The sequence below is a fragment of the Lysinibacillus sp. FSL K6-4013 genome (assembly GCF_038630435.1).
GTDB classification, from domain to species: domain Bacteria; phylum Bacillota; class Bacilli; order Bacillales_A; family Planococcaceae; genus Lysinibacillus; species Lysinibacillus boronitolerans.
Genome location: NZ_CP152031.1, coordinates 1,231,439 through 1,251,181, shown reverse-complemented (window position 1 = coordinate 1,251,181; position 19,743 = coordinate 1,231,439). Strand labels below are relative to the sequence as shown.

Annotated in this window: 17 protein-coding genes; all 17 read right to left on the bottom strand. The window is 36.3% G+C overall.

Features of this window, described 5'->3' with window-relative positions:
* Position 1: 1 nt before the first annotated feature.
* A complete protein-coding gene (locus MHB39_RS05885; RefSeq protein ID WP_036080306.1) occupies positions 2 to 730 on the bottom strand; it encodes a lantibiotic immunity ABC transporter MutE/EpiE family permease subunit in 729 nt (242 codons plus the stop codon).
* Between the two features lies 1 nt (position 731).
* On the bottom strand, positions 732 to 1,439 hold the full coding sequence (locus MHB39_RS05880) for a lantibiotic protection ABC transporter ATP-binding protein (protein WP_333006187.1): 708 nt from the start codon (positions 1,437 to 1,439) through the stop codon (positions 732 to 734).
* A gap of 289 nt (positions 1,440 to 1,728) precedes the next feature.
* The gene (locus MHB39_RS05875) at positions 1,729 to 3,078 is read right to left on the bottom strand and encodes an IS1182 family transposase (RefSeq protein ID WP_342545717.1); all 1,350 of its coding nucleotides are present in this window, start codon (positions 3,076 to 3,078) and stop codon (positions 1,729 to 1,731) included.
* Between the two features lie 312 nt (positions 3,079 to 3,390).
* Entirely contained in the window at positions 3,391 to 4,257 is an 867-nt protein-coding gene (locus MHB39_RS05870) for a 2-oxoacid:ferredoxin oxidoreductase subunit beta (protein WP_342545997.1), read from the bottom strand.
* Entirely contained in the window at positions 4,257 to 5,996 is a 1,740-nt protein-coding gene (locus MHB39_RS05865; RefSeq protein ID WP_258859526.1) for a 2-oxoacid:acceptor oxidoreductase subunit alpha, read from the bottom strand. The genes MHB39_RS05870 and MHB39_RS05865 overlap by 1 nt, the downstream gene beginning before the upstream one ends.
* A 262-nt stretch (positions 5,997 to 6,258) precedes the next feature.
* Positions 6,259 to 6,525: a stage V sporulation protein S gene (locus MHB39_RS05860; RefSeq protein ID WP_004224903.1), complete on the bottom strand. Its 267-nt coding sequence runs from the start codon at positions 6,523 to 6,525 to the stop codon at positions 6,259 to 6,261.
* A gap of 179 nt (positions 6,526 to 6,704) precedes the next feature.
* Positions 6,705 to 7,502, bottom strand: a complete 798-nt coding sequence (locus MHB39_RS05855) for a TIGR00282 family metallophosphoesterase (protein ID WP_258859527.1) — start codon at positions 7,500 to 7,502, stop codon at positions 6,705 to 6,707.
* Between the two features lie 129 nt (positions 7,503 to 7,631).
* Positions 7,632 to 8,741, bottom strand: coding sequence for an acyltransferase family protein (locus tag MHB39_RS05850; protein WP_342545996.1), 1,110 nt, complete (start codon positions 8,739 to 8,741; stop codon positions 7,632 to 7,634).
* A gap of 82 nt (positions 8,742 to 8,823) precedes the next feature.
* Positions 8,824 to 10,332, bottom strand: coding sequence for a polysaccharide transport protein (locus MHB39_RS05845; RefSeq protein WP_342545995.1), 1,509 nt, complete (start codon positions 10,330 to 10,332; stop codon positions 8,824 to 8,826).
* The gene (locus MHB39_RS05840; protein WP_342545994.1) at positions 10,322 to 11,413 is read right to left on the bottom strand and encodes a glycosyltransferase; all 1,092 of its coding nucleotides are present in this window, start codon (positions 11,411 to 11,413) and stop codon (positions 10,322 to 10,324) included. Before MHB39_RS05840 ends, MHB39_RS05845 begins: the two co-directional genes overlap by 11 nt.
* Positions 11,414 to 11,418: 5 nt before the next feature.
* Positions 11,419 to 12,771, bottom strand: a complete 1,353-nt coding sequence (locus MHB39_RS05835) for a hypothetical protein (protein ID WP_342545993.1) — start codon at positions 12,769 to 12,771, stop codon at positions 11,419 to 11,421.
* Positions 12,768 to 13,949 carry a glycosyltransferase gene (locus MHB39_RS05830; RefSeq protein WP_342545992.1) on the bottom strand — a complete coding sequence of 394 codons (1,182 nt, stop codon included), beginning with the start codon at positions 13,947 to 13,949 and terminating at the stop codon, positions 12,768 to 12,770. Before MHB39_RS05830 ends, MHB39_RS05835 begins: the two co-directional genes overlap by 4 nt.
* 127 nt (positions 13,950 to 14,076) lie before the next feature.
* Positions 14,077 to 15,195: a glycosyltransferase family 4 protein gene (locus tag MHB39_RS05825; protein ID WP_312123981.1), complete on the bottom strand. Its 1,119-nt coding sequence runs from the start codon at positions 15,193 to 15,195 to the stop codon at positions 14,077 to 14,079.
* A 94-nt stretch (positions 15,196 to 15,289) separates the two neighbouring features.
* The gene (locus MHB39_RS05820) at positions 15,290 to 16,054 is read right to left on the bottom strand and encodes a CpsB/CapC family capsule biosynthesis tyrosine phosphatase (protein WP_342545991.1); all 765 of its coding nucleotides are present in this window, start codon (positions 16,052 to 16,054) and stop codon (positions 15,290 to 15,292) included.
* 31 nt (positions 16,055 to 16,085) lie between these two features.
* The gene (locus MHB39_RS05815; protein WP_312123983.1) at positions 16,086 to 16,787 is read right to left on the bottom strand and encodes a CpsD/CapB family tyrosine-protein kinase; all 702 of its coding nucleotides are present in this window, start codon (positions 16,785 to 16,787) and stop codon (positions 16,086 to 16,088) included.
* Positions 16,787 to 17,515: a Wzz/FepE/Etk N-terminal domain-containing protein gene (locus MHB39_RS05810; protein WP_258859535.1), complete on the bottom strand. Its 729-nt coding sequence runs from the start codon at positions 17,513 to 17,515 to the stop codon at positions 16,787 to 16,789. Before MHB39_RS05810 ends, MHB39_RS05815 begins: the two co-directional genes overlap by 1 nt.
* 227 nt (positions 17,516 to 17,742) lie before the next feature.
* Positions 17,743 to 19,302 carry a ribonuclease Y gene (gene rny, locus MHB39_RS05805; protein WP_036080352.1) on the bottom strand — a complete coding sequence of 520 codons (1,560 nt, stop codon included), beginning with the start codon at positions 19,300 to 19,302 and terminating at the stop codon, positions 17,743 to 17,745.
* Positions 19,303 to 19,743: the final 441 nt, after the last annotated feature.

The window sequence follows — 19,743 nt, the reverse complement described above, 5'->3', positions numbered from 1 at the left end:
GCTATTTTGCCTCCCTTTTTTGAAACCACTTTGTTGTGAGAAAACTTATTATGATAAACCAAGCAATTGTTATCAATAAGCCAGGAAATATAACATCTTTATCGAGTAAAGAACTTCCTTCAGGTACAGGCAGACCATTTGGTAATATGCCGAGGGTTGAGCATAGTAAACGTGCACCAATCGTAAATGGATAGCAATACCATAGCTCTCCATCAGCAAATACTACAATCCCTACGATATTGGCCACTACATTAAGCAAAATAGCCAAATAGGTCCCTAATTTAGCTGACAGAAAAAGACATAAAGGAATTTGCCACAAAAATGTTACGAAAATAACTAGAGAACTTAATAAGCTGCTTGTTATTGGTAATGTATGACCAAATAGCCAGCCCCCTGCTGTAATTCCTCCAAAGAACATACTAGTGATAAGGAAAAGCCATACACCTGATGAAAGTATTTTTCCTAGCCAAACTTTTTTGAGGTCAAGCGGTAGTGCCAGTATACTATGGTATTTCAACTTCTTATCTTTTTCGACCACTAAGGCACAGCAAATCGTCATTGCACCTGGCAGTAGCATCGTATACCACCAGTTATAAGCACCTGTTTGAAAGTAAGCACCTCCCATAAGTACAGCGCTTAAAAGTAAGGTTATAAGAGGCGTAAGCCAAAGAAGTTTGGGAATAAAAGTTCGCTTCCATTTTAATCGTTCTGCTTTTATGATGGCTAACATGCTAGTGACCAGCCTTTCTGTTGGCAGTGACAACCTGCATAAAGAGTGATTCTAATTCATGACCTTGTGGAGCTGGTCCCTGATAGCCCAGCTTGCCATCAGCAATAATGCCAATATCATCCACGACTTGTTCTACCTCATGCAAAATATGACTTGACAAAATAACAGTGATACCTTGTTCTGGAAAGGAGCGAATGAGCTTACGCAGCTCTTGTATACCAATTGGATCCAAACCATTTGTCGGCTCATCTAAAATTAACAACTTCGGTTTGTTTAACAGTGCAATGGCTATACCTAATCGTTGCTTCATTCCTAAAGAAAACTGACCTGCTCGTTTTTTCCTCGTGTTCGTTAAATCTACAATTTCCAATACTTCGTCAATCCGACTTTGCGGTAAGCCTAACGCGATCGTTCGAACTTTTAGATTTTCTTTAGCTGTTAAATTATCATACAAGGGTGGTGTTTCAATTAAGGCTCCGATATTCTGCAGATCTTTTCGAGTCCATAAATGTCCATTAAAAATGATATCTCCTTCATTAGGTCGTAGCATGCCCGTTATCATCTTTAAGGTTGTAGATTTCCCCGCTCCGTTCGGTCCAAGTAAGCCATATACCGTATTGCGTTTAATTTCTAAAGATAAATTGTCTACGATTTTTTGTCCTTTAAACGTTTTATTAAGATTGTTTGTTTTCAAAATCAAGTCATTCATAATTAGTCATCATCCTTTCAATGACCTAAGTGTAAAAAATAAATATAAGGATTTTATAAGGATCATATCAAATACTCAAAGTGGCTATGCATTTACCCACGATCAAACACTTACTAAAGCACAAAAAAAGCATTTGGAATGATGACATTCCAAATGCTTCCAGACTGTAGACAAAAGCCATCGAGAGGTTCACTCTCGATGGGCTTTTGTCATTTTTCTTCCTATTTTATCTTTAACATTTGGTAATATACTACCAAATTCAACATACTCTTCGAGCATAGCTACCTTCTTAAGCTGCCTGCCACGTCCAAGTAGCCAGTTTCTTTAAATTCATGGCAGCAAAAGTAAGCATCGCCTGCATAGACAATTTTTTTAGACCTCTTAAGGTTGTCCATCGCATACCATGCTTTTCTTTTGCATCTGCAAAGATACGCTCAATCGTTTCTTTGCGCTTTGCATAGATTTGTTTGATGTCATTGGAATGGCGTAAATGTTCTGCTTCCTCTACATACGATTCCCAAATATGACGTTGAATGAGTTTTTGATGTTGCTTACTTTCTGTACATTGGGATAGGCTCGGACACTTCGCACAAATCAAAGGATTCGATTTATATTGACGATACCCTTCTTTAGTCGTTGTCGTATACTTCAATATCTGTCCTTGTGGACAAAGATAACAATTATAGTGCTCATCATATATATACTCATGTTTTCGGAAGAATCCATCTTTCGTTTTAGGACGTGTATAAGGAAGAACAGGCAACATTTGATTCTCTAATAAAAAGTTTGTAATTGCGGGTGTTTTATAGGCTGCATCTGCCGCAACAGCTAATGGTTTTTGAACGTTTTCAATGACTTTTTCCACAAGTGGCTGTAATACATGACTATCGTGCACATTTCCCGGAGTTACAATGGCACCCAAGACAAAGCCTTTTTCATCTGTCGCTGCATGAAAAGAATACGCAAACTGTTTCGTGCGTTCATCCTTCACGTAATATCCACTTTCAGGATCTGTCGTGCTTTCCTTTATTTCTTTCCATTCTTCCTTTTCAAACTTCTCCGGGGGAAAGGGCTTTTTTCCGTGTTCCTCACGATCCATATTTAACTCTAATTGAAGTTTCTCTTCATAAGCTCGTGTTTCTTTTCGCACAACTTTTTTATCATACTTTCGTTTATTCGCACTCGCTTTCACATGCGTAGAATCGATAAATAAATGGTCTGCATGGAGGAGTCCTTGATGCATAATCTCCTTTAATATACGATAGAATATCTGCTCAAATATATCAGTGTCTTGAAAGCGACGGACATAATTTTTACCGAAGGTAGAGAAATGCGGGACTTCTGTATGGAAGCCAAATCCTAAAAACCAACGATACGCCATATTCGTTTCAATTTCTTTGATGGTTTGACGCATGGACCGTATACCAAAAACGTACTGAATAAACGTCATTTTAAAGAGAACAACAGGATCAATACTAGGGCGTCCTTTAGCAGAGTAGAGGTTTTCTACTAAAGGATAGATAAATGAAAAATCAATAGCCGCCTCTAGTTTTCGTACTAAATGATCTTGGGGAACTAATTGATCAATCGTTAGCATTTCTAATTGTTCACGTTCATTGATTTGATTTTTCGTCATCATGGTTAATCACCTCGAAAGTGTACTTTTTATCAATAGATGAATTAGGAATTCTTTATGTAGAAGTTGATTGGAACGAAGGGTGGCGACTCCTGCGGGAAAAGCGGGAAAGTCGAGATCCTGGACTGAGCGAAGCGAGGGAAGCAGCTCGACCCCGCCCGCGGAAAGCGTCCGCCCGTAGTGGAAATCAACGGCTTTACTTTATTTTATTGTAAAAGAAAAAAGACTGTAGGCAAACTCAAAATTCATTGAGTTTGTCTACAGTCTGAAAGCATTTGGAATGATGACATTCCAAATGCTTCGTTTCTATCTTTTTTACATAAATTCTTTTATTAAATCATTAAAATCATTTTCGCTCATTTTGATATCGATATCTGTTAATGGTAACTCAGAGTAGCCAGGTACTTTTTCTTGATAAGACCTTGTTTCCGTATCATGATAAATAATGCCTGTTACTAAGCCCTCGTGCTCCATCACTGTACGCATCGCCATACCACGATCTGAGTGGTCATAACCTTCAACATCCGCTAATTTTGTTAGGTTTTCTTTAAACCAATCATATGTGTTCACTTTGTTATACGTTACACAAGGTGAAAAGACATTGATAAACGAGAAGCCTTTATGGTTAATACCAGCTTCAATTAGAGCTGTTAATTCTTTAATGTCAGTAGAGAAGCCCTGTGCCACAAATGTCGCACCACTTGTTAATGCTACCTCTAATGGTTTCAATGATGGCTCAATCGCTCCACCTGGTGTAGATTTTGTAATAAATCCAGCAGCAGAACGTGGCGATGTTTGACCTTTTGTAAGACCATAGATTTGGTTATCCATCACGATATAAGTAATATCAATATTACGGCGGATTGCATGAATTGTATGCCCCATACCAATTGCAAATCCATCACCATCACCGCCTGAAGCGATGACATGTAAATCACGATTAGCCATTTTCAAGCCCTGTGCAATCGGAAGTGCACGACCATGAATACCATGGAATCCATAAGAATTGATATATCCTGAAATTCGTCCTGAACAACCAATTCCTGAAATGACAGCAAGTTCATTTGGTTCAATGCCAACATTTGCAGCAGCACGTTGGATAGCTGCTTGTACGGAGAAGTCTCCACAGCCTGGGCACCAGTTTGGTTTCACTGTATTACGAAAATCCTTAAATGTTGCCATTAGCGAGTCAACTCCTTCACACGATTTTCTAATTCACCTGGCAAGAATGGTGTACCATTATATTTAGTGATTGTCGCGATTTTATCGTGACCACCAACATTCATCTTCATAATATTAGCTAATTGACCTGTATAGTTATTTTCTACAACGATCACTTTTTTCGCTTGTGTAATAAGAGGTGCCATTTCCGCAGATGGGAATGGGTGAATTAAACGAATATGTGCATGATTCACTTTCATTCCTTGCGCATTCAGTCGTTCTTGCACTTCCTCAATAGCTCCTCTTGTTGAGTTAAAGCCTACTAATAAAATATCGGCTTCCTCATGTGGTGCATTGACATAGACTGGGTTATCAAATTTCAAGCTCTCTAATTTGCGGAAGCGTTTATCCATTTGAGTTTGGCGATTACCCGTTGCCTCAGATGGCTTCCCTGTTTCATCATGTTCAACACCTGTAACGTGATGAATACCATGTAATGTTCCTGGTAATACACGAGGTGAAATGCCATCTTCTGTATCTTCATAACGCTTGAAGTAGGCTTTATCTGCCGCTTCCTCAAGATCATCCATCACAATTTTACCGCGACGAATTTCAATTTTATTATAATCAAATGGCTCAACAGATTGTTTACCTAGAGATAATTGTAAATCTGTCATTAAGATTACTGGTAATTGTAATTCCTCTGCAATGTTAAATGCTTGGATCGTATCAAAGAAAGCTTCCTCCATCGTAGAAGGTGCAATGACTACCTTAGGAATTTCTCCATGTGTACCGTAAAGCATAGCCATCAAGTCAGATTGTTCTTGCTTAGTTGGTAACCCAGTTGAAGGGCCTCCACGTTGTGTATCCACTACTACTAAAGGTTGCTCAGTCATACCTGAAAGACCAATTGCTTCCATCATTAATGAAAGACCAGGACCAGCAGAAGCGGTAAAGGAACGTACACCGCCAAAGTTAGCTCCAATAGCCATTGTTGCTGCAGCAATCTCATCTTCCGTTTGGATGACAGTGCCACCGAACTTCGGTAATTTTTTAATTAAATATTCCATAATTTCAGAGGCAGGTGTAATTGGGTATGCTGCCATAAAGCGTGTCCCAGCAGCTATTGCGCCAAGTGCTATGGCGTCGTTCCCAATCATAAACATACGACGTTTACCATCCGCAGGTGCAAGCTCCCATTCGCCTATACGATCAACTAAAAGCTCATTCATAATTTGACGACCACGTGTAATGGCTTCCATATTTTTTTGAACGACTTCTTCGCCCTTTTTACCAAAAATATCATCGACAACATTTTGGAAAACTGCATCTTCTAGGTTTAGCAATGACGCAGTTGCTCCGATAGCCACCATGTTTTTCATTAACGAAGTACCAAGCTCTGCTGCTACTTCTGTAAACGGTACTGCAAATAATGGAGCTTTTGAATCCTCTGGTTTAACAGGATCAAATTTTGCATCGGCTAAAATAATACCCTTTTCTGTAAGCTCTTTATAATTGACATCAATTGTTTCTTGATCGAATGCCACTAAAATATCTAAATCATCCGCAATTGAACGTACTTCTGTTGGACGAACTGTAATTTTATTATTCGTATGGCCACCTTTAATTCGAGAAGAGAAGTGACGATAACCGTATAGGAAATAGCCTAGACGATTCATTGCCATTGAGAAAATCTCACCTGTACTCTCAATCCCTTCACCCTGTTGCCCACCGACTTTCCATGAAAGCTGATGTAACATGTCAACAACTCCTTAAATCCAATGTGTACTATTATTTTTCCTTCATAAGTTTAACACGAAGAAACCGTCTGGACTATTGTTTCTCCACGATTTAGGCGAAAATCAGACCTTTGACTGAAAATCCTGTTCATAAAGTTGTAATTTTCAAATCTAAGCAAAATCACGCCCCTATTTCAAGTGACATCTATCATATGTAAATAGGAAAACGAAAAAATGCTCCACCACAATATTATGTGACAGAGCATTTTACTTCATTACTTTTTTATCGAATACGTTTTTCCACTAGCAGCTTTAATGCTGTTCGTTCTTCTCCAGCAATCAAAATATCGGCAAACGCCGGCGCGCAAATTAAATCTGTGCCACTTGGCGCTACAAATCCGCGTGCAATGGCCACTGCTTTCACGGCTTGGTTAAGTGCACCTGCCCCAACTGCTTGCATTTCTGCCTGCCCTTTTTCTCTGATTACCGCGACTAATGCACCTGCAACTGAATTTGGATTAGAGCGTGATGATACTTTTAATGAATCCACAATTATTCCTCCCCGTTTCGCGAATAGTGTTTACGCTCAACAACTCATGTGTCCCCCTTTTTGGACCTCAAGTTATTGTCCGTAGCACATTTTATGCTCCGCAAAACGGAAATAGACTAGTTTGACAAAGAAACCTATATCCCTGAAAAAGAAACGTAAAAAAACATTCTTCGACTTATCTACCCTTGAAATGGATAGTCTTCATTTATATAAATGCGTTCACAGGCAATAGCTTTCCCTGTGCGATCATTTATCTCTACAAAGAAACCACTTAAAACCTCTCGCCCTTTTTTCGGAACTTCAAAACGAGATGGCATGTTTGTTTGGAATTTGTAGATGACACTTTCCTTCGTCATACCTAAAATTTCATCATATGGACCTGTCATACCAACATCCGTGATATAAGCTGTACCTTGCGGGTAAATTCTTGCGTCTGCTGTTTGCACATGTGTATGTGTGCCTACAACGGCTGAAGCCTTCCCATCTAAATGCCAACCAAGAGCAATTTTTTCACTAGTCGCTTCAGCATGAAAATCCACGAAGACAAGTGGAGATATTTGTCGTGCTTCTGCAATCAATTGATCTGCCATTGCAAACGGATCCTCATGTGGAGGTAAAAATACACGACCATGTAAATTAATGACGGATAATGTCACACCATTTTTAGAAATTTGAACCATACCTTTACCAGGTGCTTCATTTGAAAAGTTTGCTGGTCGAATTAAGTAATCCGCATCATCAATAAAATCAAAAATGTCTTTATTGTCCCATGTATGATTGCCCATTGTAATGACATCTACACCTATTTGTAGCAGACTGTTATAAATATTACGAGTAATCCCTCGTCCAGCTGCAGCATTTTCTCCATTTGCAATCACAACATCTGGATTATACTTCTTTTTTAAGCGAGGTAAATATTTTTCCACCGCATCTCGACCAATTGAACCAACAATATCACCAATAAATAGAACTTTCATTATGCAAGACCACACTTTCTCTAAATAACAACTTTTAGTTTACCATCTTTGCTTTAGCAATCGCAAAGTAAAAACGTAAGCCATACTCAATTTACGTTTTTGGATACTTTTTGGATAGCACCAATTTATCTAGGATTGCTGGATGGGTAATTGTGCATCTTTTTTATTAGAGGAGTACCCATTGTTGGTGAGTTGCCCTACAAAAAATGCACCGAATTGCCATTTACTCATTACATAGGTTATACAAATAGAGCAACTAATACTGATAATAAATGAAATGGCAATAACAGAGAAGACACTTAATGTTTCGATAACATTCGTTAAAAAAATTTTAAGTAGGCTATTAACTAGGGGATGTAATAAATAGATACCGAAGGAATATCGACTAATAAAAATGATAAATTTCGGCATTTTTCTTCTGTTACTCGCGATGAAAAATAACAGAAAAGCTATACTGAATGTATAAAGGATAACGTCTATTCTCTTAGAATGAACTTCCGTAATGATACCTGATAGCTGGGAGGCTAGCAAAATGCTTACTGTAATTAGCGATACTATTAGCAGCAGATGACGAAAACGCTGTAACAACGATAGAAATTTTTCATAATTTTTTCCACAATAATAAGCTACTACAAAATAAGCAATCCACGCTGGAAATGGCATCTTATTAAAGAAATCCCATTGCAAACTAATATAAGACAAATACGGAAAATACTTATATGGATCCAAAAAATTAAAAAAGGCTAAGTAACCAAAATTAATAATAAACGCAGTTATTATTACTTTATGGGCTGGATATCTCGATACAATAAATTTTACAAAAAATGGATGTATGATATAAAACTGAAAAATAATTACGATAAAATAACCATGAAAATCACCTTCTAAATAATTCAATAGGAGTTTTTTTGCAAATTCAATAGTAGGTGATTCAATTGATTTAAGAACTGCATCAAGTAGCCCAATAAAAAGAAACGGAACTAAAATATATTTATAACGTTTTACATAAAACTTTTTCGGCAAACGATCTGAATAGGAAAAGGCAATGACAAACTCTGAGATAAATATAAAAAGAGGTGTCCCGAACATAAAGATCAGCTGAATTGATGTCAGGATTACGAATTGTGGGCCTTCTTCTATGTTATACATGTTCAACGCCAACGTAACACTATGCATTAACACAATTCCTAAGCAAGCAACGAATCGTAGTAAATATATTTCTTTGACTTCTCTTTTCATCATCATCACCTGCCATTTCAAAGGAATCTATTTGCCTTTCAATTATGCTTCTTACCTTACTAAAATGCAGGGATAAAATTATTTAACTATCGGTAATTGTCCGCTTTAATTGCATCAAAATATCTCGCATTGCTTTAGGCTCAATAATAAAATTACCTATTAATACAATAAACATCGTCCACAGGGAAATACATATAGCTGCTACAAGCCATGAACTGGCACTTGTAATATGGAGCTCAAAAAAGAATATAAATGGTGTCGCTGCAAGAAATGCAAAGATACTATTACGCACAATTTTTTTGACAGTATCTAAAGGGGAACTTTGTAAAATCACTTTTGAAGAATACATGATTAAATCGTAAGTTCGGTAGACGTATGAACAAATTCCTCCTAGTAATATTCCTTCTGCGCCAAAAAACTGTACAAAAACAAGAGACGCTACTAGGTTCATTAATGCTTCCATAATGGCACGATTTTTCGTCTCTCCAAAATGCCCCGCAGCATTCACTAACGTATTCGCAGGAATCCGAATTGTATTCACAATTCCTACAATGACAAACAATATTGCCAGCCATGGCCTTATGTAATTGGCATCTTCAATACCCGCTGTATAAATCGTTATAAAAGGCAATATTAAAATAGCCGTACATGTGTAACTAAAAGCAATAATGCCATAAAAAATATATTCAAAATGATGAAACTGTTTCCGAAGTGCGTCCTTATCCTCTTTAACGAGAATATCGCCAAAAGCTGCTAATATCGCCCCTGAAAAAGTGGAGATGAACAATGTGACTGCATTAAACACCATACTATAAACTGTAAATACACTAACTTCTGTTAAGCCTAAAAAAATCGTTATTAAAATAAACGGTGTGTTAAATATAATTAACGAGGCAATTTGATGAATTAAAGCATCCCATTTATTTTTAATTGCTAACGTATTAGCTTGTTCTTTACTATTGAAATACGGATATTTTTTTTTAACATACAATTTTAAAAAAAGAACATCAAGTAACATTAAGGCACTTGAACTAGCAACGACAACGACGATGGAAAAGCCAAGTACTATCAAAGCAATTGACAATAATGCACTCATAAAAAGCAAGATTGTTTGAACGCGAAAAATAACATAGCTTTTTTGATCTGCCGACAGTAGGACTAAATATTTCCCTATAAAAAAATACTCCCACATGCCACTTATCCCCAAAATAAGTACCATGTAAAAAGCTGTTCGAGGGTTCACCTCATCGCCTACTATTAACGGATAACAAATGGCCAAAATGGCGACTAACCCAACAAAGACATAACCCGAGCGTCTATAAAAAAGATTAGTTGCTGAAAGAATTCCATTTATTTGGTCCTTATCTCTCTGGGCTAGTGGCTTATAGAGCGCCACTATGGATGCACTACCAACACCTGCCTCTACTATTTTTAAATAACTTAAAAATTGCTTAATCGACGAAACAAGCCCGTTTGTAGCAGAGCCATATGTTGTCATAAATAGTCGAGGCAAAATGAAATTAATAACCGCTGCAACCACTTGTAGCAATACATTAGACATTAAATTTAAAACTACCCTCTTAGTTCTCATGCTGGTAAGCACCTTTTCTTTTAGTAAAAGTGGGAATTAATCCTTTACAATCAATTATCCACCGATTGATCCTATTCAACATGAAAAGTAATAGAATTTGTTTTTTCCTTAATAACCAAATGTAGGCCTTTGATTTGAGCGGCATATTTGTCATACGAATAGTGTGCAACGATTCATGAAACACTTCATGAATCAACATTTTCTTGATAAAGATACGCTTTTCATGTAAACGCTTATAGTTAAATCTATTCAATTCATTATTCACTGCTGCAATCATTAAATAAGTAAAATAATACTGAAGTTGTTCAGTAAAATTAGGAACCAGGTCTGCTTTTCTGTGCTTTAACACTTTCAATTGTTCATACAAAATAAGTATTTTGTTAAAAAACAGCTGATCATAACTAGCTGTCATGGAAGAAGTATGCTGACGGTAATGGTAGAGGTATTGATTTTCTAATATATAAATACTTTCTGCATCAAATAAGCTTGGATACGTACAAGCAGCATCGTCCCCCATGCAAATTTTTTCATCCACATCAAATAGATTTTTCTCTAATAGGTCTCTTTTAAATATTTTATTAGACAAAGATGGAAATAATCCAAAACGGTAATACTCGCCCGAATATAGCATAATTGGATACACTTCTTTTTCCAGCCTATCCTTCCTGTACAAACCGGGCGCGACAAGCTGCGCTCTCTTCACTTCTTGGAGTGGATAATTTTCTACAATGTCACAAATGACAATATCTACATCAAAATCACGTGCAGCATTGCATAATGATTTGTACATATCCACTTCAATCCAATCATCACTATCTACATAGCCAATATACTGTCCTTTGGCGACGCTTAGCCCTGCTTTACGGGCACTGACAGCACCACTATTTGCTTGATGAATGACAGTAATTCTTGTATCAGCTTCGGCATATTCATCGCAAATTACTGAGCAGTTATCAGTCGAGCCATCATTCACTAATATCAACTCAAAATCCACGAATTCCTGTCTCAAAATGCTATCAAGACACATATTTAAGTAAGGCTCCGTATTATAGATGGGGACAATAATGCTTAAAAATGGCACTCACCTCACCTCTCATTCATCGTAAGTAGTTCCGTCTTACTTTTACTCATAGTCAGAGCTAACATAATTAATAAAATATGATATGGAAAATAATCCATGACAAATGAATCAAGTCCTATATTCGCTATTAACATGATATAGAGAGGAATAGCGTTGATTGAAAGGATTTGAAAGCCTGGTCTATTCATAATTCCGACATTCTCTCTAAGTACTTTATAGAGGCTTGAAATGTATAGTACTGACAAGACTATTCCGATTAAACCTATATAATAGGGAGTTGATAAGTACATTGTATGTGCCATCTTCACCTTCGCAAAGCTTGTGCCAAATCCTGCTCCCAAAACAAATACTTTCGTGTTTTGAAGGATTTCATTGATAAATATGCTCCAACTACTCACTCGACCAGTGGTAATAGCATCTGTCGATATTCCTGACCCGAAAAACCGAATCCAATAAATTTCGAATAAAGACTCGTAAAAAAAATAGAGTACAACCCCACATATGATCACTATAAAAGTTGAAAATTTAATGGCTGTCTTCACATTATTTTTAATGAATACGATGAATGTCATCAAAATGAAAACGACGAATGTAATAATAAACATTTTGGAATATGTCAGTATGCCAAAAAACGCTAATATTACGAGTAATACAATTGACTTTTTCTCCTTTTTTCCATCCAGATTAAAAAGCACTAATAAACAAGCCATTGCTATTAATACTTGCAAACTAAAGTAGTTTGGATCTAAATCTAAACCCGTAAATCTTGTACTAATTGAGTTCATTGTCTTCACTGTATTCACAACGGTCATTGACTCTATAAAATGATCAATTTTTGGAACAGAATAACTGATTAATCGAACGATCGAAGCAGCTAGTAAACCCAATGCATAGATATACGTATACCTTCTGAAATATGTCCTCTCATTGATAGTCACTACTGCACAAAAGAGCACACTATAATTCAACACAAAGCCTAAAACTGCTATAAGATTGCCCCCACTAATTAACGTTACGGCCACCGTATAAAACGCAAATAAGAAAAAGGTCAATAAGAGACGTTTTGATATACCTTGCTTTTGTAAAAAGATCGTCAAAATACTTAACAAAATATAGAAAGAACTAAGTACGACAAGCAGTGAATAGCCAGATATATCAAATTTAATGACATAAACCCATGAAATAAAAAACAATAAATAGTCAATTCGATGCTGCTGCTTATCTAGCAGCATCGCCGTACTTGTTAAAAGAAAGAAGATCCAGAGAAATAGATTACTACCTGTATATATTTTTAATACGACAAAGATACTAGAAATAATGCAAATGAGCACACTAAAATTTTTATTTTCCACTATCATATAGCATCAAACTCCAATTCTAGTTGCTCTTGAGCTTTTTCGTTTGTGTAGTGATTTTCTTCTATGCAATTTTTCATATTATTTAGTAATTCTGTATTTTTCATTACATTGGCAATGACTTGAAAGATGTCTTCAACATTAAAGCCTGTTATCAACCCGTTATGACCATTACATATTTGTTCACCTGCTGCGGCAAAGTCCGTTGTAATAACAGGCGTTTGTACAATTAATGCCTCCCCAATGACCATTGGATAGCCTTCGTAGGCAGATGTTAAAACGAATACATCACTACATTTTATAAATGGATAGGGATTTTTCATTTCTCCTACAAATTCAACTACATCCTCTACACCTAGTTGCAAAGCTAATTGCTGATTTGAAAGTAGGTCTGGTCCATCCCCTAAAATGCGCCAGCGAAAATTATTTATAGAAGCTTCCTTTAACAACTTACACAGATGTGGAATAAGGTCGAACCTTTTTGTACTATTTTCAATTCGCCCGACAGATATTAAATCCAACTCGCTTTTATGAAACGGTGTATATTGACATGCCAGTTCTTTAATCTCTTCGATTGGAAAAAAATTATAAACCACTTGAATTTTATGTTGATATTGTGGAAGAAAATGTATTAAATTTTCCTTACATGCTACTGAAACACATAACAATCGATCAAAATTTTTATAGGTTTTGACACAAGCCTCATAATTAAAATTCGCTTTAATGGGATCTGTATGAATCCATGCTAACTTACGATCTGCTATCACAAACTGATCTACAAATAAATTGGTCCCCTTATTGAAGTATTGATTGGGTACATCATTAAAATAAGATATGGCGATATCATAATGACAATTATTGCGATGTTTTTTTAAAAGCATCGAATAGAAGTTATGGGAACCTATTAATCGAACAACTATCATACACACAATTCGTAAAATAATATGCCATATGTTACTTCCTTTTTTCACTTCAGCAAAAGGTGTAGCAATTAGTTGCAACAGTAAATTCCCTGTATTTACCTTCACATTGGAGGGAATATCGTTCATTAATTCCCCACCACTAAATGTAAAAACATCTATCTTATATTGCTCGTAGTGGCTGATTTCTTTTAGCATATTAATCAATGCCTTTTGGATACCACCCATTTGAAAATTTTGTGCAACAAATAATATCTTCATATTTAGTCCCCCTAAAAATCCAATACTATTGTAAATTTTCATATTGCTCTTACGATTGTGGATGAACAAATTTCCTCAATTGGGATATCGATTGCCGCTACGAGTCACTCCGTCCTTCGCACAGCTTTTATAAATTACTGTATAAATTAGTGATTCGTTTCTCCATTTTCGCCCAGCTATAACTTTCTTCGTACAGTGCCTTCATTTCATGAGAAATATCTGACCATTCTTTTCTACGCTTTACCAAATTCTCAATTCCTTTTTGTAAACTCTCTCTATTATAATCAATAAGTTCTCCAAAATTATTTGCTGCAACTACTTCCGACATTCCCGTATTTTTTACCATAATCAAAGGTTTACCAAGCATTAATGCTTCATAGAATTTATTGGGTGCAGCATAATAGTGGTTAGAAATGTTAGGATCATAAATAGCCGTCATAATGTCACAACTATTTTCTAACTCTATTGTTTTTTCATAGGGTAACTTACCATAAAAGTGAATGTTGTCATGCATTTTTGAAGTTTGCAGCAATGTATCGGCTAATTTACCAAATCCACCAATATGCAGCTCGTAACTTGGCGTATTCTTTACTACTTCAACCAATTCATTAATCAACCGATTTTCAGTAAGTATGCCTACATAAACTATTTTTACTTTTTTCGGATTCAAATCTAAGCGATTATTTGAATCTATATAACGCGGGGTATTATATATGATCTCTATTTTTTTAGGTGAAGCTTTAGCAATCTGTTCTTTACGCTTTTCTGTACATATAATGACTGCATCTACACTATTCAAAAGACGTAAATCTATACTTTCAATGACCTTTCCAATACTCGCTGGTCCATAAAATGGTGAGGTATACGAATCAAACATGTCATAGATTACTTTTTTACGCAGTAATTTCCCACATATTGTACCTATTAGTGCTGTATCAAAATCACAAGCGTGAATCATATCATACGTATTTTTATGGCGAAGTAACCACTGAAAAAGTTTAATCTGAAATTTTATAAATGGAATTAAGTTCTTTTTCAAACCTCCCCCAAATGTTGCAGGAATACCAAACCTTGTAATACGGATTGCATGTTCACCTTCTAGCAGTTGGTCCTTTACTTTATATTTATTATCCCTATCCCAAGCTAAAATGTGGACATTCCAATTATTTTCCACAAGGCAAAGTGCTTCTTTTTCAACCCTTGGGTCTGGTGAAACAGGGTTACTCCTCATAAAAACAACTCGCATCCCATACGGCCCCCTTAAACACTGAATGTCTCCAGCGCTTCAGCTACTTGTTGCTATCTTTTATATCCTTCCAACTGAAAGATGCTCTCGCATTTTAAAAAAACTTCCACCATTTTTTTGTGAAAGTATCATCTGGTTCATATACAATTAATGGCTGATTGTTTATGATTCGTTCGTTGTTCTCAAGCAAAAAATCCACCATATCTAAGTCTTTTTGCTTTTCTAAATATCGAAGACCTTTTTCAAATAAGAAAGGACGTGTACTTAAGTTATGCACATCCGAACCATATGTATGGACAAGATTCGAGCGCACAAATTTTATTGAAAGCTTTTGGATGGCTTTTCCAAACAATCCTGCTAAACTTCCTGCTGTAATTTGTGCAAGTGCCCCCTCCCGTATAATTTGTTCCAATTGACTTGGATTTTCTGTAATGACTCTATTTCGTTCTGGGTGTGCAATAATGGGTGTTATGCCTGCTGTTAATAACGAGTAGATGATATCCTTTGTATATTTTGGAATATGATTAGAGGGGAGTTCCAACAGCAAATAATTGGAATGTGCTAATGTATGTAATTGTTTTTTTTCATACAATTCTAGTATATTACCCGCCAAGCGTACCTCTTGTCCCGTGTAAAGCTTTAACGGCATGTTACGTTGGTCAATTGCCATTTGCAACTGTTCGATTTGTTCATTCACTACATTAAAAGGAACATTATACAATGGATGTAAAGCATGCGAAGTGGAAACAATCGTTGTAATCCCCTCCAAAACTGCCTGCTCAAATAAACAAAGTGTCTCTTCAATCGCTTTCGGACCATCATCGACATCAAATAATATATGACTGTGTATATCAATCACTGTACTTCACTTCCCTGTCTAAGTACTTGAATTAATAATAATATTGCTCATAATATTGATGGAGTGGCATTTTATAGTTATTTAATATGACGCCTAAAATATTTGCTTTTGAGGCTTCTAGGTTTGACTTTGCTTTTAACACACTTTCATTTTCTGCAACTCCACTGTTCACAATTAATAATGTACCATCACATTTATTGGACAAAATTTGAGCATCCGTCACAGATAAAATCGGTGGCGCATCAAAAATAATGATGTCAAACTCTTTCTTTAGGTTTTCTATTACACTCTCCATTACATTAGAAGCCAGTAACTCTGCTGGATTGGGTGGAATAGGCCCACTCGTCAAGACAAATAGATTAGCAATATCTGTACTATTGATAACTTCGGACATTGTAAAATGTCGTGTTAGTAAATTTGATAGTCCCCTAGCATTTTGCAATAGAAACGTATAATGCATTGTTGGTTTACGTAAATCTGCATCTACGATGATGACTCGTTTTCCTTCTTGTGCAAAAACAACGCCGATATTCGCTGCATTGGTTGACTTTCCTTCACCTGGTGTTGCAGATGTCACTAATATTGTTTTAATCTCTTTATCTGGCATTGAAAATGTAATGTTTGTTCGGATTGTTCGAAATTGTTCAGAAATAAAAGATTGGCCATTTGCAATCGTCACAAGTTTTCGTGCCATTTTCACTAGCTTCTTTTTTTTCTTTTTTTTCCGGAACATTATGATCCCCTCCTCGTTTTACGGGATTTTATCCTAGCGCTTTTATTGTGAGAATCACTAATTTGACTAATCAAGCCTATAATCGGTAGCCCTACCAACTCTTCAATATCTTGCTCTGTCTTGATTGTGGTATCTAAGCTCTCTATTATAATTATGAAGGCAGCACTTAATACAAAACCAATAAACGAGGCTGCTACAACATAAAGAGTTTTATTTGGCGCAATCGGTACAGGCTCCTTATCTAATTTTGCAACGGACAAAATATTAACATTATCAACCGTCATTAAAACTTGGATCTCCTCTTGAAACACATCTGCTATTGTATTGGCAATTTCAACAGCCAATTCTGCTTGCTTGTCTACAACATTAATATTGACGACTTGCGAATTATTGGCACTTGATACAGTAATTTGATCCATTAACACTTCAGGTGTGACATCCAAATCTAGCTTATTTATAACTTTAGATAAAATAGCTGAGCTTGTAATGATAATGTTATACGTATTAATAAGTCGGAGATCTGTTTCAACCTGTTGTACGCCTAAATGTGGTTGCTCTATATTTTTTTGGTTAACTAAAATTTGCGTTTCTGCCTCATAGGTAGGTTTTAAAATAAAGATGCTAATAAAGGCCGTAACCAACGCTACGAAAAGTGTAAAACTTATGATAAAAAGAAGATTTTCTCGGACTATTTTCAATATATCTTGTAATGTGATCGTTTCTTTCAATGCTTCTCACTCCTTGTCAAAACATAAACCAGTTGTAAAAACGGAGTATAACTAGGCTGGTTAATTTTTAAAAGGTATTCATGTTGAGGCTAGTTCACTATGCTTTATTCCATACTATATTGTTGGAATCATCCATTTATTCTTACTGGGTAGATTACATCGAATTTTATTCACATACAAAAAGGCATCCCCTGACCTCGGTCAAGGGATGCCTAATATTTTATTATTTATTTCGCGTATTCCACAGCACGTGTTTCGCGAATAACTGTTACTTTAATATGACCTGGATAATCGAGTTCTTCCTCAATACGTTTGCGAATATCACGTGCAAGACGATGAGAGGCTAAATCATCAATTTTTTCAGGTTGTACAATAATACGAATTTCACGTCCAGCTTGAATCGCAAAAGATTTTTCTACGCCATCATAGCTTTCTGAAATTTCCTCTAACTTTTCAAGTCTGCGGATATAGTTTTCAAGTGTTTCACTACGTGCACCTGGACGAGCTGCTGATAATGCATCAGCTGCAGCGACTAATACCGCAATAACAGATGTTGCTTCAGTATCACCATGATGCGAGGCAATACTATTAATAACAACTGGGTGTTCCTTATATTTTGTTGCTAATTCCACACCAATTTCGACGTGGCTTCCTTCAACTTCATGGTCAATTGCTTTTCCAATATCATGTAATAAGCCTGCACGGCGAGCCAATGCTACATCTTCGCCAAGTTCAGCAGCAAGTAATCCTGCCAAATGTGCGACTTCAATTGAATGTTTTAGGACGTTTTGTCCATAGCTTGTACGATATTTCATGCGGCCTAAAATTTTCATTAAATCTGGATGTAAGTTATGAATACCAATTTCAAATGTAGTTTGCTCACCTGTTTCGCGGATTTGTTCATCCACTTCACGTCGAGCTTTTTCCACCATTTCCTCAATACGAGCTGGGTGAATACGACCATCCTGTACAAGTTTTTCAAGTGCAAGTCGTGCTGTTTCACGGCGAATTGGATCAAAGCCTGATAATATAACCGCTTCTGGCGTATCATCAATAATTAAATCAATTCCTGTTAACGTTTCCAATGTGCGGATATTACGGCCTTCACGACCAATAATACGTCCCTTCATTTCATCATTTGGCAAGTTCACAACAGATACAGTTGTTTCTGCTACGTGATCTGCAGCAAAGCGTTGTAGTGCTAATGATAAAATTTCACGTGCTTTTTTATCTGAGTCTTCTTTCGCACGCGTTTCAGCTTCTTTCGTCATCACAGCAATATCAGTTGATAACTCTTTTTCTACTTCATTGAGGATAATTGATTTAGCTTCATCCCTAGTTAAAGCAGAAATACGTTCTAGCTCTGTTTTTTGTGATGCCATGAGCTCGTCCACTTTGCTCTCCATCTGTTCAATATGCTGTTGTCTTTCAGCTAGAGCTTGTTCTTTGCGCTCTAAGCCAGCTTCTCTCTTATTTAGAGCATCATCTTTGCGATCAAGATTCTCTTCTCTTTGCAATAAACGGTTCTCTTGTTTTTGAAGTTCTAAACGACGTTCACGAATGTCATTTTCAGCTTCAGTACGAAATTTGTGAGTTTCATCTTTGGCTTCAAGTAGTGCTTCTTTCTTCATTGCCTCCGCTTCTCGTTTTCCTTCTTCAACGATTGTTTCAGCGACATGTTTAGCACCAGTGATTTTTGAGTCATTCACTTTTTTCATGTAGATATAGCTAACAGCGGCACCAACGATGAGTCCAAGCAAAGCGGAGATGATAGTAATTCCATCCATATGAACACCTCCTCTTGCTATTTGGGTATTACAGTTTCAGTCGGCGCATACATCTATGTCGCCTTAGCTAAAATGCACCAGATTTTGTTAGAATTTGTGCAAAACCCGTTTCATTGGCCAAAGGCATTATCTTCATCCAGTAGGCGTTTAGACATCCATTTTAAAGGATATTTCACTATAAAACATTTGCTAAATGAAGATAAAATGTACTGCCTATTTAAAGTCATAATTCAGAAATTATACATATTTAATTGTATAGCTAGCCTCAAGCTCTGTCAAGGATAGTCGGGCGTCTGTTCGCCACCTTAGCCAAAAAAAAGTAAGTCCTATCCATTCAGCGAATTTTCTTCCTATTACTATTTCACTAGAAAATTTTCACGTTAAATACAATTAATAAAAAAACAGTACATTAGAAATAAACACCGAAATACATAGCTTCTC